General features: G+C 54.9%; 15 protein-coding genes. 8 read left to right on the top strand and 7 right to left on the bottom strand.

Annotated elements, in window-relative coordinates; all coding sequences use genetic code 11:
- The first annotated feature begins 186 nt into the window (after positions 1–186).
- Complete coding sequence (locus GOW16_RS03420; protein WP_170410225.1) at positions 187–1,143, top strand: isopenicillin N synthase family dioxygenase; 957 nt, start codon at positions 187–189, stop codon at positions 1,141–1,143.
- Positions 1,144–1,265: 122 nt separating this feature from the next.
- Here the strand turns inward: GOW16_RS03420 and GOW16_RS03415 are convergent, their stop codons facing one another.
- Entirely contained in the window at positions 1,266–1,829 is a 564-nt protein-coding gene (locus tag GOW16_RS03415; RefSeq protein ID WP_170410223.1) for a TetR/AcrR family transcriptional regulator, read from the bottom strand.
- 80 nt (positions 1,830–1,909) lie between these two features.
- Here GOW16_RS03415 and GOW16_RS03410 point away from each other — a divergent pair, with 80 nt between their 5' ends.
- Genes GOW16_RS03410 through GOW16_RS03390 form a run of 5 tightly spaced genes read left to right on the top strand, consistent with a single transcriptional unit; the run spans position 1,910 to position 5,258 of the window.
- Positions 1,910–2,791 carry an oxidoreductase gene (locus GOW16_RS03410; protein ID WP_170410221.1) on the top strand — a complete coding sequence of 294 codons (882 nt, stop codon included), beginning with the start codon at positions 1,910–1,912 and terminating at the stop codon, positions 2,789–2,791.
- A 10-nt stretch (positions 2,792–2,801) separates the two neighbouring features.
- Complete coding sequence (locus tag GOW16_RS03405) at positions 2,802–3,635, top strand: oxidoreductase (protein WP_170410219.1); 834 nt, start codon at positions 2,802–2,804, stop codon at positions 3,633–3,635.
- 5 nt (positions 3,636–3,640) lie between these two features.
- Positions 3,641–4,096 (top strand): hypothetical protein, encoded by a 456-nt coding sequence (locus tag GOW16_RS03400; protein WP_170410217.1) that lies wholly within the window; start codon positions 3,641–3,643, stop codon positions 4,094–4,096.
- Between the two features lie 18 nt (positions 4,097–4,114).
- A complete protein-coding gene (locus tag GOW16_RS03395; protein WP_170410215.1) occupies positions 4,115–4,594 on the top strand; it encodes an SRPBCC domain-containing protein in 480 nt (159 codons plus the stop codon).
- On the top strand, positions 4,578–5,258 hold the full coding sequence (locus GOW16_RS03390) for an NAD-dependent epimerase/dehydratase family protein (protein WP_368039865.1): 681 nt from the start codon (positions 4,578–4,580) through the stop codon (positions 5,256–5,258). The genes GOW16_RS03395 and GOW16_RS03390 overlap by 17 nt, the downstream gene beginning before the upstream one ends.
- 410 nt (positions 5,259–5,668) lie before the next feature.
- On the opposite strand, the gene GOW16_RS03385 is transcribed toward GOW16_RS03390, so the two are convergent.
- Positions 5,669–5,965: a hypothetical protein gene (locus GOW16_RS03385; RefSeq protein WP_170410211.1), complete on the bottom strand. Its 297-nt coding sequence runs from the start codon at positions 5,963–5,965 to the stop codon at positions 5,669–5,671.
- A gap of 873 nt (positions 5,966–6,838) precedes the next feature.
- On the bottom strand, positions 6,839–8,314 hold the full coding sequence (locus tag GOW16_RS03380; RefSeq protein WP_170410209.1) for an NAD-dependent succinate-semialdehyde dehydrogenase: 1,476 nt from the start codon (positions 8,312–8,314) through the stop codon (positions 6,839–6,841).
- Between the two features lie 231 nt (positions 8,315–8,545).
- Between GOW16_RS03380 and GOW16_RS03375 the strand changes: the two genes are divergently transcribed.
- Both GOW16_RS03375 and aguB read left to right on the top strand, forming a co-directional pair.
- Complete coding sequence (locus GOW16_RS03375) at positions 8,546–9,916, top strand: aminotransferase (protein WP_170410207.1); 1,371 nt, start codon at positions 8,546–8,548, stop codon at positions 9,914–9,916.
- Between the two features lie 5 nt (positions 9,917–9,921).
- Positions 9,922–10,803 (top strand): N-carbamoylputrescine amidase, encoded by an 882-nt coding sequence (gene aguB, locus GOW16_RS03370; RefSeq protein WP_170410205.1) that lies wholly within the window; start codon positions 9,922–9,924, stop codon positions 10,801–10,803.
- An 82-nt stretch (positions 10,804–10,885) separates the two neighbouring features.
- On the opposite strand, the gene GOW16_RS03365 is transcribed toward aguB, so the two are convergent.
- The 4 genes from GOW16_RS03365 to GOW16_RS03350 are packed head-to-tail and all read right to left on the bottom strand — an operon-like array spanning position 10,886 to position 15,601.
- Positions 10,886–12,001 carry an agmatine deiminase family protein gene (locus GOW16_RS03365; RefSeq protein ID WP_217354474.1) on the bottom strand — a complete coding sequence of 372 codons (1,116 nt, stop codon included), beginning with the start codon at positions 11,999–12,001 and terminating at the stop codon, positions 10,886–10,888.
- Positions 12,001–12,930 (bottom strand): ABC transporter permease, encoded by a 930-nt coding sequence (locus GOW16_RS03360; protein WP_170410203.1) that lies wholly within the window; start codon positions 12,928–12,930, stop codon positions 12,001–12,003. The genes GOW16_RS03365 and GOW16_RS03360 overlap by 1 nt, the downstream gene beginning before the upstream one ends.
- The gene (locus GOW16_RS03355) at positions 12,927–13,934 is read right to left on the bottom strand and encodes an ABC transporter permease (protein ID WP_170410201.1); all 1,008 of its coding nucleotides are present in this window, start codon (positions 13,932–13,934) and stop codon (positions 12,927–12,929) included. The genes GOW16_RS03360 and GOW16_RS03355 overlap by 4 nt, the downstream gene beginning before the upstream one ends.
- A gap of 11 nt (positions 13,935–13,945) precedes the next feature.
- A complete protein-coding gene (locus GOW16_RS03350; RefSeq protein ID WP_170410199.1) occupies positions 13,946–15,601 on the bottom strand; it encodes an ABC transporter substrate-binding protein in 1,656 nt (551 codons plus the stop codon).
- Positions 15,602–15,777: the final 176 nt, after the last annotated feature.

The raw sequence follows: 15,777 nt of genomic DNA, 5'->3' as shown, positions 1-15,777 counted from the left end.
CTTTGGGCCGGGTCGTAGTGTTTATAGATTGATCGTGGATTCAGTCTGTCATAGCGTTCGGCAAATGTCCGAGTTTCTCCATCTTGTTGTCTTAGAGCGCAACTGTGCTCATCGCCGCAAACGTTTTGCGGGATAGCTGGTCTTCCATTTGTGACCTGCTCGACAAAACAATCTTGGAGACCTCAGATGACTGAATTCACACAAATCCCGGTGCTTGATCTTGCACCGCTGATCCAGGGCGAAGACACGTCCAACCTCGCCTTGGAATTCGCCGAAGCCTACGGAAAAACCGGATTTGGTTATGTAATTAATCACGGCGTTGATCCTGACTTACGCGCTGCCGTGTTTGCCGCCTCAAGGGCGTTTCATGCACTGCCGGAGGTCGAAAAACAGGCAATAGCGCTTAATAAATGCCATCGTGGCTACATCGCGATCAACACATCCACGGACGTGAACTCTGATCTGGCAAAGGTGACTAAGCCCAATCAGTCCGCGTCGTTCATGATGATGCGCGAGGATCCCGAGGTCGACCCTGCCGTCTATCTGTCCGGACCAAACCAATGGCCTGCTCTGGAAGGGTTCCGAGAGGCCTGCGAGGCCTATGCCGAGGCGATGATAAACCTGGGTAGCAAGCTCATGGGTCTGGCCCTTGATGCAATTGGCGTTGCCGATCACTCGATCCTCAGTGCATTCCAGACGCCAACGACTTGGCTACGCCTGCTTCACTATCCACCACAACCGGCACAGGCGCCAGATGATCTGTTCGGATCTGCCCCCCACAAGGACTTTGGATGTCTGACATTGCTTGCACAGGACGATGTTGGTGGTTTGCAAGTCCAGACGCCCGCGGGCCGTTGGGTGGATGCACCGCCAATCGACAATGCCTTCGTGGTCAATGTAGGCGATATGCTGCACCGGCTCTCCAACGGAAAGCTGTTGTCCACCCCGCACCGGGTGATTAACGCGACCGGGCAACAGCGCTATTCCGTGCCGTTCTTCTTCGACCCACATGTCTCCGCTGAAATTGCGCCGCTGTCGGGGACAGGGGTTGCTAAATTCGATGCCCTGAATTTTGGACAGTTTCTGAGAGGCGAACTGGAAGCGAGCTACGACGCACATCAGGTTGGCCAGTCGGATACCTAAGAAAGAGTTGAGTTGGCGGAGGCATTTCGCTGGACTGAAACCAAACGAATTTCTGCTTTGCAGTTGCTGCGACGCAGCTGAGCCGCTTTGGACCAAAGTCCGCAATGGGCCGTCGTGGCCCCCTAATCGGTACCCGTCACCTTCAATGCCGACACCCGAAGCGCAGCCAAAAGTTCAAGCAAGTGCTTTCTGCTCTTGGCACTGTATTTTGTGGCAGTCGCAGAACGCTGAATGAAGTCGGCATACTGGCTGACGGTTAGGTCACACGTCTCGATATAGCCAGAGAAGGGTTCCAAAACTCGCGCAATGATCTCGGTGTTTCTCTTTGCGCCTGCCTCAAGCTCTTCCTGACTGGAGGCTGTCACGCCCGCAATGATGTCCTCGGCATTGGGCGAGGATTGCAGGAAGTCATAGTGTTCAATGACGGTGTGTTTGAAAATGAGATCCAGTTGCGCGCCAAGGCCGGAGGCCTTGTCCAGTCCGGCCTCGATATCCAGGACAACTTTGTCCGCCAGGGACCGTATCGTAGCCTGTAACACCTCATCCTTATTGGCAAATGCCTTGTAGAGAGTCTGGCGAGAAATGCCCGCGGCCTCGGCAATATCGTTCATGCCGGTTCGCTTCACCCCGTAGCGAAGAAACAGGCCTTTCGCGGCCTCGATGATGTATCCGTAGCGATCTTCCATGATTTACATATTGACAAACGGACGCTGAGTGTCAATATGATGACAATCATACACGAACTGTCAACTCGTCAGGATTTGATATGTCTGCACAATCTCGAAGAATCGCTATCGTCACCGGTGCAAACAACGGCATTGGATTTGAAACAACGGTCGGCATGGCCAAGGCCGGTTTTCACGTCGTCATGGCCTGCCGTAGCCAGGAGAAAGCCGAAGCTGCCAAGGCAGAAGTTGCCACGCGTGTTCCCTCAGCGTCGCTCGATATCATCGCGCTGGACCTCAGTGATCTCAGTTCGGTCCGAGCGTTTGCTAAAGCGTTTCGCGACCGCTATGCGAAGCTTGATGTCCTGATCAACAACGCGGGAATCCTTCTTTATTCGGCGCAAACCAATGCCGAAGGCGTCGATCTGCAATTCGCCACCAACCATATCGGGCATTTCCTTCTCACCGCACTTCTGATCGACCTGATCCCGGATAACCCAGCATCGCGGATCGTTTCGCTGTCGAGCATTGCGCACAAGGGCGCCAGCATTCACTTCGATGATCTGACCTGTGGGCAGAATCCGGGTTTGGCCTACGGACAGTCCAAGCTCGCCTGTCTCCTGTTCGGCGACGAGTTGGACCGCCGTCTTCGGGCGTCCGGCAAGAATTTGAAGTCGCTGACTGTGCATCCAGGTGGTTCCGATTCCGGCCTATTCCAGGATCTGGACGAAGCCTCTCGCGAGGCGATGAAGGCGCAAGTCGAGCAACTGCTGCATTCCAACGAAGACGCTGCCAAGCCGTCACTGTTTGCCGCCCTGTCTGAGGAGGTCGAGGGTGGGGACTACTATGGTCCGACTGGCCCCGAGGAGATGAGCGGGGAGACTGGCGTCGCGATCCGCAATCCGATCTGCAACGATCATGATGTGGCCAAGCGTCTCTGGTTGCTCTCGGAAGAGATGACCGGTCAAACATTTGCTGTTTGAGGGCGAAGCCATGAACAACAATGAAAAGAGAGTTGCCCTTGTGACCGGCGCGTCCAGCGGTATCGGCAAGGCCACCGCAGAAGCGCTCGTCAAGGAAGGGCATGTGGTCTATCCAGTTGCGCGCCGGGTTGAGATCATGGACGACCTGAAAGCGCTTGGATGCATCCCGATCAAGATGGACGTGACCAAGGAGGGGGACGTTGTCGCTGTAGTCGAACAGATCGAGCGCGACCATGGCGGTGTCGACATCCTCGTCAACAATGCCGGCCTGTCTGTCTATGGGTCGGTCGAGGAAACGGACATCGACAAGGCTCGCTATCAGTTCGACGTCAATTTCTTCGGGCTTGGCCGCCTGACCCAATTGGTCCTGCCGCATATGCGCCAGCAGGGGTGGGGCAAAATCATCAATGTGTCGTCCGGCGAGGGGAAGGTGCACGCACCTTTGGCAGCCTGGTACGTCTCGAGCAAGTTCGCGCTCGAAGGCTTCAGCGATTGTCTTCGAGCCGAAACAGCACAATTCGGGATTGATGTGGTGATCGTTCGCCCCGGCGCGATCGATACCGAGATCACGGGCGGCTTTATCGATCCGTTGCTCGAGACCTCGGGAAGCGGTCCGTACAGCGCCATCGCGCGGAAGATGGCGAACTGGTTCCGCAACATGAGTGCGGAGAACGGCACGGCCTCTCCACCCAGCGTGATTGCCAAGGTCATCGTCGGGGCAATCCAGATACCGAAGCCCAAAACCCGCTACGCCGCCGGTGTCGGCGTCAGGCAGGCCATTTTCTTCCGTCGTATCCTAAGCGACCGCATGTTCGATCGGTTTATGATGCGGATGTTGGGGTGAGTCTGATGACGACACTAATGGACCGTACCTCGCGAGGCTTCGAGTTTCTGATCGTGCTCGCATCGATGATCATGCTGGGCTGGGGGTTGCTCGGGTTTCTGGAGTACTTCACGGGTTTCGCGCCGTTGATGCCACTGCAGAACGCGACTTTCCCGGTCGGTATGCAGACACTCCATTGGATACTGATCACCGCATCTGGGGCCACCTTTCTCCTTGGATACTTCCTGTGCTGGAGCTTCACGCCGATTGCCATGCTGGTCATGTTCACCGCGCTTGCCACCATGTGTGCGGTACAGACATTCGATATGCTGGAAAGCCCGGATCGCTACCGGAACTTTGTTCAGGAGTGCATCAACTACATCATCATCTCGATCTATCTCTTCCGATCCAAGCGCATGCGGGATCGGTTCGGGAGGATCACAGTTCAGGGCAGGGATGGCCTGTGGCCAATCAGTGCCTGAGACGTAAGGAAGAAAGTCATGGAAAACGGATCATCGGAAAAGGTGAGCTTCTCGCATCACAGGATTCACACCGACATCGTGATCGATGCGCCGCCAGAGGTGGTATGGTCGGTACTGACTGACGCGGCCAACTACGGGAACTGGGCTGCGTTTCTCGTCGGTATCAAGGGTGAGATCAAGGACGGTTCGAAGATCACCGTCGACTTTCAACTTGATGCATCAAAGGAGAAGCTGACTACGTTGGATCACACAATCACAGTCGTGGACGGAACGCAGTTCTATTGGGCCGAGAAGGGACCAGGCGGCATTCGCGACAACCATCATTTCCAGGTCGAGCCTCTAGAAGATGGGACAACCCGCTTCGTGCAATCCGACGAGATTATGGGGGGCATCACGTTCCTGATGGGCGGTCGTTTGGCAAAGATGTACGTGGACGGCTACAAGGCCTTCAATCGCGGCTTGAAGGCTGAGGCAGAACGTCGTGCCCAATCCATCTGACAAGACACCGCGACCACTTGGGCGGGTTCTGCTGACCGGGGCGACCGGGATGGTGGGGTCATCGGTTCTCTCTGCCTTACTGAACGAGGATAGCACGCAAGAGGTTGTGTCGCTTGGGCGCAGACCGTCGGGCCGAGATCACGCCAAGCTGAGCGAAACAAAATTCTCATCGTTCGGCGATGCTCAGGCAATCGAAACTCACTTGAATGGTATCGATACGGTCTTCAACTGCCTGGCCACCTATTCCTCGCGCGTCAGCCGTGCGGAATACGAGGAAATCACCGTTGAATGGCTACGTGCTTTGCTCTCTGCCTGCGAAAAGGTCTCCCCAAATGCCACGTTCTGTTTGTTTTCCGCCCAAGGTGCTCGACCCGACGGTGGCGGCATGTCGTTTGCATTGAAGATCAAGGGCGAGGCAGAGAGCGCACTGTTCGCCTCCGCCCTCGAACGGAAGTTCGCTTTCCGTCCGGGTTATATTGCGCCTTCCGGGCCGAGGAGCAGTTGGAAACCAGCAGATTATGTCTTCAAGCCGCTCCAAAGGCTTATGCCGAAAATCGGAGTGACCTCCGACGAACTGGCTCGTGCAATGCTGGAATCACCCATGCGCGATCCTCGTGAGAGTGCCGTACTCGAAAATGGTGAAATACGAGAACTGCTTGGATGAGTTCGCCATAGCGCCATCAAACAAGCTCGTCAGTATTCCCAAACCACTCCTACTCTGTCCGGATCAATGTCCGCTTCGCAGAAGTCGCAGTGCAGCAATCTTGGTTAGATTGGATGTCCGGATGGGGCCGGTCATCATTGTCAACGTCGCAATGTTGACACCCAGCTAAATCCTCAGCTGCGTCTGAGCGCGGCCAAGAAATCCATCTCCAACAACCAAAAAGTACCTACTGTTTAGCTTCGCCAAGAGCTTCTCTGACGAGAGCATCCGTTTGGCAGTGCTCCAATGCACTCGGAGTTTGCGTGCAACGGAATTGACTGTCTTGCATTGCATCGCGGCCTTGGCCAGCTGGTACTGAGAAAACAGACGGCGTGGCCTTCCCGGTTTCACCGGCCACCCCCTTTGCTTGATCATTTTGTCAGCGTTGATCGCTTCATTCCATTGTCGGTCGCAATTTCCTTAAAGGATTTGCCGGTTTGGCGCTTTCCATAGAGATCGCGAAGGTAGTCAACACCTGCAAGTTGAAGCGCTTTTCTGGCGAGTAGGGGCGTGATTCCGAGAAACAGTGCCATCGATCGCAAGGTGTCCGACTGATTGTAGATTTTCTTAATTTCAGACGGCAGATAACAGCGCCATTCGCCTTCAGAGACAGCGATTGCGACCATCCTCCGCTCATCTTCAATCATCACTGACACATCGCTGGGCAATCAATAGCTCCCAAGTTGCCTGGCAAAGCTGCCGCACGAGTCAGCGACAACAAACTCAGCGGATTTTGTCAATTTCTTGCACCAAAACTATAACATCGCGAAATCAGGGGTGCATAATGTAAGCATCAGAAAAAATTGGAAAAAGTTTATTTTTGGCTAAAATTGAGGGAAGAATGAACAACCTCAAAAGATGTTAGGACTTGGCTTATGCATCAGCCCACTTCCACCGACCTTAGAAAGCATGAGCGGATCAAGTGTGGTTTAAGGCTAGTGGGAAGCTCACTAGCTGAGATCAGCCGCGAGCTTGGGATTTAGCAGGCTTCGGTGTCTATGGTGTCGATGGGTACCAGCGACAGAACCTTGTCATTTGCGCCTAACTTCCTTCCTCCAGCATCCAGACTGATTTCGTTGATCCTGACTTTCTTTTTGGAAAATCAGGCTGATTTGCAGATCAGACGCCTAAGGCGCCTGTTCCTGCTGATCTGCCACGTGGCGAACGCGGATGGCGGCGAGGCAATGCTATCCGACAGGGGTGGTACGGTCCGCAGGCACCGCCGAGGACACGGCCCTGTCTAATAGGGTTGCCCGAGGGGGGCGCGCGCCCTCACCCTGACGGCCAAGGGCGTTTGGCTTGTCCAAATCCTGCTGGCCCTCAAAAAAGAGTCGATGGCCGATATTCCCACCACAACTAGTAAGTACGGCCCAAAAGAGACATTGAGGCGAGGACGATACGCCGCGGTGCAGCAAGCATTGCCGCCATTCTTCGAAGCTTGAAGGATACAATTTGGTTTGATTCACGGGCTACTCAGCGAAACCATCTAGCGTGTCAAACCTTTTGTTTGTTGCCACAGCAGTCATTTGATTGTGTCGAGCTTAACTTATTCCGCCAAGGCATAGGTATTTTACTTCCAAAAAGTCCTCCGCACCGTACTTAGCACCCTCGCGTCCCAGTCCGGATTGCTTGATGCCGCCAAAGGGCGCCACCTCAGTTGAGATCAAGCCAGTGTTGATCCCGACCATCCCGCTTTCCAAAGCCTCGGCAACGCGCCAAACACAGGTTAAATCACGGCTGTAGAAGTACGATGCCAGCCCGAACTCACTGTCATTGGCCATGGCGACGACATCAGCTTCATCCTCGAACCGAAAAAGCGGGGAGATTGGACCAAAGGTCTCTTCCTTGGCTACCTTCATGCCCTGCGTCACGCCTGTCAAAACGGTTGGTTCAAAAAATGTGCCACCAAGATCTGAACGCTGTCCACCTTCGACTATGGTCGCGCCTTTAGACGTCGCATCAGCAATGTGTTCTTCAACCTTTGCAACTGCAGCCTCATTGATCAGAGGTCCGATGGTCACGTGATCGCTAAAGCCATTGCCGACGTTCAATCGGGAGACTTTTTCTTGGAGTTTTCTTGCGAATTCTTCGTATACACCCGACTGCACATAAATACGGTTGGCACACACACAGGTCTGCCCGTTGTTGCGGTATTTTGCGATCATTGCACCCTCGACCGCTGCATCGATGTCGGCGTCATCAAAGACGATGAAGGGCGCGTTGCCACCCAATTCCAGCGACATTTTCTTAATGGTATCCGAGCACTGCCGCATCAGGATTTTGCCTACCCGTGTGGAACCGGTGAACGTGATTTTGGCTACCTTTTCATTCGCGCAGAGTTCTTGGCCCACTCCGGCACTGTCAGATGATGGGATAACGTTGAAAACGCCCGCCGGAATACCAGCACGTTCACCCAACACGGCCATGGCAAGTGCTGACAGTGGAGTGAGTTCAGCGGGACGTGCAACAAATGTGCAGCCCACAGCCAGCGCAGGCGCGACCTTGCGCGCGATCATCGCATTTGGAAAGTTCCAGGGTGTGATAGACCCAACAACGCCCACCGGTTGTTTCAAAACAATGATGCGTTTGTCGCGCTGGTGACCAGGGATAACGTCACCATAAATCCGTTTGGCTTCTTCAGAAAACCACTCAATGAAGGATGCACCATAAAGGATTTCGCCGCGGGCCTCGGCCAAAGGTTTACCCATTTCTGCGGTAAGGATCATTGCCAGATCATCCGTATTCTCAATCAGCAGGTCGTACCATCTGCGCAAAATGAAGGCGCGTTCCTTGCCTGTACGCTCTGCCCACTCGGACTTCGCAGCGTATGCTGCGTCGATCGCGCCACGCGTGTCGTCGGCATCCATGTCGGCAACATTCGCGATCAGATTACCATTGGCTGGGTTGAAGACTGCAAAGGTAGTTTCCTTGGTGACCCACTCTCCATTCACGTAAGCGCGTGTTTCCAAGAGAGAAGGGTCTTTGAGGTTCAGTTTCGTCACTTTGGTATCCAGCATTTCAGACCTCTTGCAAGGCATCGATCGACGCTTTGAGAATGCCCATTGCATCAGCAATAACGTCCTTGGTTACAGTCAACGGTGCAGGGAACCAGATGACGTTTCCGTACCTAGATGGAGGTCTCTAGTCGCGTCGATACCACGTGTGGGGGACTGTGTTGGGCACAGTTGTTAGCCGATGCTGATCTCAGCAATCAGCCGAATGGTGCACAAGTTTTCATGGAGTCTACGATGACCACCCTCGATCGAAACGCCGCATTTGAACAAGATCGCGCGCATCTCATCCATCCGTATACCGACTTCTCGACCTTCTCGAAGGAAGGCAGCCAGATCATCGAGCGCGCCGAGGGAATGCATGTGAGCGATACTGAGGGCAACCGCCTGTTGGATGGTATTGCCGGGCTTTGGTGTGTCAACATCGGGCATGGCCGCAAGGAAATGGCAGACACCATCGCCGAGCAGGTCATGAACATGCAGTACTACAACCCGTTTGGCCACAGCTCTAACGTTCCAGCGGCAAACCTGGGCGCTAAACTCGCAGAGCTTGCGCCTGGTGATTTGAACCACGTTTACTACACATGTGGCGGCTCAACAGCGAATGATGCCGCCATTCGGCTGGTTCATTTCTATTTTGACCAGAAGGGCCAACATCGAAAGAAGAAGATCATTTCCCGTCAAAACGGATATCACGGCGCGACCTATGTCGCCGCATCACTCACCGGAATTCACGGGACAAAACTTGGGTTCGACCGGATTGGAGAAGACTTCATAAACCACGTGTCCGAGGCCAATCTTTACGCCAAACCGGATGGCTGGAGCGATGTTGAATACTGCGACTACCTCGTTCGCGAATTCGAGGCACGCATCCAGCAATTGGGTCCCGACAATGTAGCGGCCTTTATTGCCGAACCCATCATGGGCGCTGGTGGCGTGCTGGTCGCGCCCGAGGGGTACCACAAACGTATGTGGGAGATCTGCAAGCGCTACGACATGCTGTACATCGCTGACGAGGTCGTGACGGCCTTTGGGCGGCTGGGGGAATGGTTCGCGTCAGAAACACTGTTTGACTACCAGCCAGATATCCTGGTCTGCGCCAAAGGCTTGACCTCTGGCTACATCCCTTTGGGTGCGACTCTGATCTCGACCAAGGTCTACGATGTTATAGCAAAGCCGCAATGCGAAGGCGGCTTGTTGTCGTTGGGTCTGACATATTTCGGCCATCCAGTCGCTTGCGCCGCGGCATTGAAAAACATTGAAATCATGGATCGTGAAAACCTGCTCGAAAACGTGTGCGAAGTCGGGCCTTACTTGCAAGAGACCGCAAAGTCGCTTCTGAATCTTCCGATTGTTGGGGACGTACGCGGAAGCCACCTGATGATGGGAATAGACTTGGTAAGCGACAAGTCGAGCAAAGCACCGATGGATGCCGGTGCTAACGCCGGGCATCACGTATTCCGCAAATGTATGGAGCGCGGCGTGATTGTTCGCCCGGTCGGTGACCGGATCGTTTTGTCGCCCCCGCTGATCATTTCCAAAGAGCAATGCGACGAGATAGTCGGCGCAATCAGCGAGAGCATCACTGAATTTCAGGCAGAAAGATAATCGGCATGCGAAACATCACTCTCGCCGCCACGCAGATGCCCTGTAGTTGGGACATTGACGACAACATTGCCAGAGCCGAAGGACTCGTCCGGCAGGCCGCCGATGCTGGTGCGCAAGTCATTCTTTTGCAGGAGTTGTTCGAAACGCCGTACTTCTGTTTAGAACAGGATCTCCAATACTTTGACATGGCGCGCACGCTTGAGGACAGCAGAGTGGTCAGCCACTTTAGTGCGCTGGCAAAAGAATTGGATGTGGTCCTTCCGGTGTCTTATTACGAACGCGCTGGTCTGACGCGGTACAACTCGTTGGCTGTGATTGACGCAGACGGCTCAGTTCTGACCAATTACCGCAAGACGCATATTCCGCAAGCACCTGGATATGAGGAGAAGTTCTACTTCAGTCCTGGTGACACCGGGTTCCAAGTTGTCGAAACCAAATACGGCCGCGTTGGGTGCGGTATTTGCTGGGATCAATGGTTTCCGGAAACAGCTCGCAGCCTTGTATTGCGAGGCGCTGAAATTCTGATGTTCCCAACTGCGATCGGATCGGAGCCCAAGAAACCGGAACTCGACAGCAGCGGCCATTGGCGTCGGACAATGCAAGGGCACGCAGCGGCGAATATGGTGCCGCTTGTTGCCTCTAACCGTGTTGGCCATGAAACTCAGGGTGATACGGAAGGCCTGTTTTATGGAACGTCTTTCATTGCCGGATATACCGGTGAAATTCTTGCGGACGCGGATAGCGCTTCAGAGGCGGTGATTACTGCAGCCGTGGACCTGGATGCCGCCAACGCATATCGCGACAATTGGGGTGTTTTCCGGGATCGGAGGCCAAATATGTACAAAGCCTTGCGCAGCTTGGATGGGATGACTGAGCAGGGCCAATAAGCCGACTACCACTCACAAACTCCCCGAAACTTGAAGGGATCGCATTGCGGTCCCCTTTTTTACTTCGCTGGTCTGAATTGGGTCAGATGGCTGGCACCTGTTGCGTGATACAGTGAACGCCGCCACCACCGCCACCGATCATCCTTCCTGAAACACCTTTGACTTCGTGGTGCGGGAACACTTCGCGCAAAATCCCAAGCGGCTCATCGTCTTCCGACCGGCGTCCCGCAATGGGCACAATAATCGCACCGTTACAAATGTAGAAATTCATGTGGACGACATCAAAACTGGTCAGAGGAATCCCAACTACGTCTAATTTCCGGCCAGCTGCATCCGTTACGCTTTCGAGGATAGCCCGAGCCTCCTGCGTGATTTGCATATTCGGATCACTCGGATCATCGGTTGTGTGCAGTAAGACCATTCCTGGCGCTGCAAATGCCGCTATTCCATCAATGTGGCCATCGGTAATCGGGTCCGGTGTTAAACCTCGAGGCAGCCACAAGACTTTCATCACGCCGAGATGTGACCGTAATTCGGCTTCGATTTCAGTCTTGGTCCAGCCAGGGTTTCTGTTGGAATTCAGCAGGCACTCTTCAGTGGTCAGAACGGTTCCCTGCCCATCAAATGCTACCGCCCCACCTTCGAGCACCAGATTGCTCTGATACATTGGCATATCCAACTTGGCAGCGAGCCTTCCTTTAACGAGCTGATCGTCACGATATGGAGGGAATTTCTTGCCCCACCCATTAAACGTGAACCCCGCAACGCGACGATCACCTGAAGCGTTTTTCAGGATCATCGGACCGCTGTCGCGCGACCAGGCGTCGTTAAGCGGCATTTTGATCAGCTTGATCTGGCTGCTGAGCATGCTTTTAGCGGCTTTAATATCCTGCTCACGAACCGCCATCGTCACAGGCTCGAACTCAGCGATGGTATTTGCGGTTTCAGCCCACTCCCTTCGGGCATCCTCCAGATCACGGCGGCGCCAGTTCTGGGGGGATGGGAACTGCATCAATGTCCGCTCGTGCTTTTCCCATTCGGCAGGGAAGTGATAGCCATCTGTGCCACCGGCGCCTTTCACGATTGTTGCGCCCGTTTGACTATAGTCCACTTGTTTGTCCTTTCTGGCCCAACTTGGCGACGCCAAACTTAAGGAAGCGGTTGCGCCTAAAAAGAACCGCCTATTCATGTGTTCCATTAAACTCCGGCCTCCGATGCCCCTAGAGATGGATCCAAACGGTCGCGCAAGGAGTCACCCAATAGGTTGAAGCCAATAGCAACCAGCGCAATTGCGCCCCCCGGGAAGACGGCAAGCCACCAGGAAGCAGGTTGGTGGGTCAGGCTTTCGAAAATCATAACCCCCCATTCCGGAGTGGGCGGCTGTGCGCCCAACCCTAGAAAAGACAGGCCCGACGCCGCCAAAATGACGAACCCTACATCCGTCGTTGCTTGCACGATCACCAGTGGCCACACCATCGGCAGCAGCGATGTGAAGATCAGCCGCGTATGCGATGCACCAAGGCATCGGCTGGCCGCGACAAATTCCTGTTCTTTCAAGGAAAGCACACGGCTGCGGATAAGTCGGGCGTACCAGGGCCAGAAAACCGCGGCCAATGCGACGGTGGTTGAGACCATGCCGCCACCAAAGCTCGCGGCGATAGCCGCAGCCAGAATCAATGCCGGAAAGGCCAGAAACAGATCTGTAAACCGCATCAAAACCTCATCAACCCATCCGCCGACGTATCCTGCGACCAGACCGACCGAGGTGCCGACCACAGATGCTACAGCCAAAACCGCGAACGAAACCGATAGCGAAATCCATGATCCGGCAACGACCCGGGCTAGCATGTCTCGCCCAATCTTGTCGGTACCCATCCAGTGTTCTCCACTCGGCGGCTCGAGCCGCGCCATGATGTTCATCTTCAACGGATCGAAGGCGGTGACATGTATGTCCAGAATAAAAGCGCCAAAAGCAGAAACCGAGACGACGAGGATAAACGAGACGATGCAAACTGCCAGAAGGGCCTGACCGGAAGATGTCGCAAACCTAACAATCTGTGCTGCGCGTTCGCGTCCCGGAAATTGCAAGCTTTGGCTTCGACGGATCAAGTTGGAATCTGAGCTCATGAGAGTTTCACCCGCGGGTCGAGCAGCGAATAGCTGAGGTCGACCAAGAAGTTGATCAAGGTGTAGGCAATCGAAACGACAAGTGTGATCGCCATAATGGCGTTGTAATCCGAAGACGCGATTGCGTTGGCTGTGTAGCGTCCTAAGCCCGGCCAATCGAAGATCAACTCAATGAACACCGCTCCTGAGATCAAAAGACCTGTGTTCAGACCAAAAATCGTCACGATCGGCAAAAGCGCGTTACGCAGAGCATGCCGCAAGTAAACGCGAACCGGCCGAATGCCTTTGGAGCGCGCCGTTCGGATGAAATCCTGCGACAGAACCTCAAGCATTGTGGTGCGAACGACGCGGATCGTGATCGCCATTGAAGGGATGGCCAAAACTGTAACCGGAAGGATCATATGCTTCAGTGCATCGACAAGCAGGTCAAACCGACCGGCCAGAAGGCTGTCGAGTGTCATGAAACCCGTTACGAAGTCCGGTGGTGTGACGCCGGTTCCCAGACGACCTCCAAACGGCAATAGGCCGAGCGTTGCGAAAAACAGCAGCTGGAAGACCAACGCCAACCAGAAATCGGGCACGGAAAGGCCCAGTACGGCCACGCCCCGCACGCCAACGTCCGAAGGTGTGCCACTGCGCACCGCAGCCAGAACACCCAACAAGGCACCAAGTACAAGTGAGATGCAGGCCGCCAGAAGGACCAGCTCCAGCGTTGCCGGAAAAAAGGTGACGATGTCTTCGGAAATCGGACGGCGTGTGACAACCGAACGACCAAAGTCACCTTCCATAACGTTGCTCACATAAGTCAGGAACTGCATGCCAACTGGGTCATCCAGTCCCAGGCGTTCCCTGACTGCCGCCACCGCGTCAGCATCGGCCCGGGCACCGGCGATCAGACGAGCGGGATCGCCCGGCAAAAGCCGGGCGAGCGCGAATGTCATCAATACGACTCCGCCGATCAGAATCGTTGTTGCGATTGCGCGGCGGAGAATGAACCGAAGCATCTGCTTGCCGCTCAGTTGCCGCGCGACAGATTGTACATGTCCAGCGTCGCAACATAGATCGGGTTGTTCTCAACGCCCTTGATGTCATTTCGTGACACGAATTGCGCGCGTTCCTGCAGGATCGGAAGCCAGGCAGGGTCCTCAGTTGTCAGAATGTCTGCCAGGCGCCGGAACTTGGCCGCCATATCCTCGGTCATGACCTGGTTGCGAAGCTCGTCGATCAACGCCGTCGCCTCATCGTTGGCATAACGACCGGCATTGCCGTCGTAAGTTGCGGCGTCTCCGCTAAACAGGCCCCAGGCGAAGCTGTAGGGATGATCGACGTTCGGCCACCAGGAGAAGTAGAAGAGATCCGGGCGCTCGTCAGCTTCACCTTCGCCGAAGAACACATCGAGATAGGCCGAGAAAGATAGCTCCTGAAGTTTCAGGTCAATGCCAATTTCAGCCAGCCAGGCCTGCAGCAGTTGACCTTCGATATCTCCGAACCCAGCGTAGTAGGCCATTGTGAGTTCGGTGCCTTCCGCAATGCCAGCCTCTTCAAGCAATGCCCGGGCGCGATCCAGGTCGAAGGGCAACAGGCGATCCTTGCCGTCAAGTCCCTGCATTTGTGCGGGGAAAACCGATGTCGGCTTGTCTGCCGTGCCAAGGGCTACCTGCTCGATGTATGCGTCGTGATCAAACGCATGGCTGATTGCTTGCCTTGCTTTTGGATCAGCAAGCTTACCATCTGTGGCAAACGCAACGTATTGAACCGTAAAAGTGGGCGCGTCGATCATGTTGAACCGCGGATCGTCCCGTAAGGCCATCATATCTTCCGGCTCCATCGCCAGCGTCATATCAGCCTCACCGGTCTCCAACAGCTGTCTGCGTGTTGCGGATACAGGCATCGTCTTGGTGATGACACGGTTGAAATGTGGATGCTCCCACCCGCCACGATAGTCTGGGTTGGCAACAAAGGTGGCGTCTTGGCCTGGATTCAGGCTCTCCAGCTTGTAAGGGCCCGTTCCCACAGGGTTGGACTGAAGAAACTCGGACCCCATGTCATCATCGCCCTTTGAATTGGCTTCGGCAGCAGTTGGGCTGGCCATCCAGAACCCGTATTGCGAGCTAACCTGCCTGTCGAAGAAGGGACGTGGTTCTCCCAGATCAAAACGAACGGTCCTGTCATCAACGACGACAATCTGTGTCTCGGGATCGTCAAGTTGCCAGGTTCCGGCAAGACCAGCAGGATGCAGCACCATCCGGGTCACCGCTTTTTTCACGGCTTCTGCGTTGAACGGCGTGCCATCGTGGAAGGTCACGCCATCGACCAGCGTGAACGTCCAGCTTGTGTTGTCTTCATTGGCTTCCCAGGCCTCTGCTAGCGCTGGTTTGACCGAAAGAGTATCGCTTCCGTCAAGAATCGTCAGGGTCTCGTAGATGGGACGCAAGCCATAAGCCCACTCGATATTCGTCGCTGGGTCTAGGTTTTCGACCGTGGCGTCGACCAGAACAACAAGCGTATTGGGATCGCGCGCGCCAATGTCAGGAGCAGTTGCAGCGGTATCCGCCCATACGCGACCTGTGGGGGCGAATGCCATCGCCGCCATAGAACACGTCCCAGCAAGGAATGACCGGCGTGGCAATTGGAACTGTGGTGAATTTCGTGTCGGTGTTCGTTTGGTCATTGCTGGCTCCCTGCAGTTTATCCAACGAGCGTGATGCATCGCGGTTTGTGCTTTTTGATGGGAACCAGCGTCGCAGTTTGCCGTCCAACCTGTCGATACCACCTATGGGGCACAGCCGCCTAGTGCAGAACCATGTATTAAAAACGAACGGCCGGAACTCGGCTCGGAACACCACT

This window comes from Ruegeria atlantica (genome assembly GCF_013033965.1).
In the GTDB taxonomy this organism is placed as follows: domain Bacteria; phylum Pseudomonadota; class Alphaproteobacteria; order Rhodobacterales; family Rhodobacteraceae; genus Ruegeria; species Ruegeria atlantica_D.
Note: the sequence above shows the minus strand (reverse complement) of the source record. Positions and strands in the feature narration are given on the sequence as shown.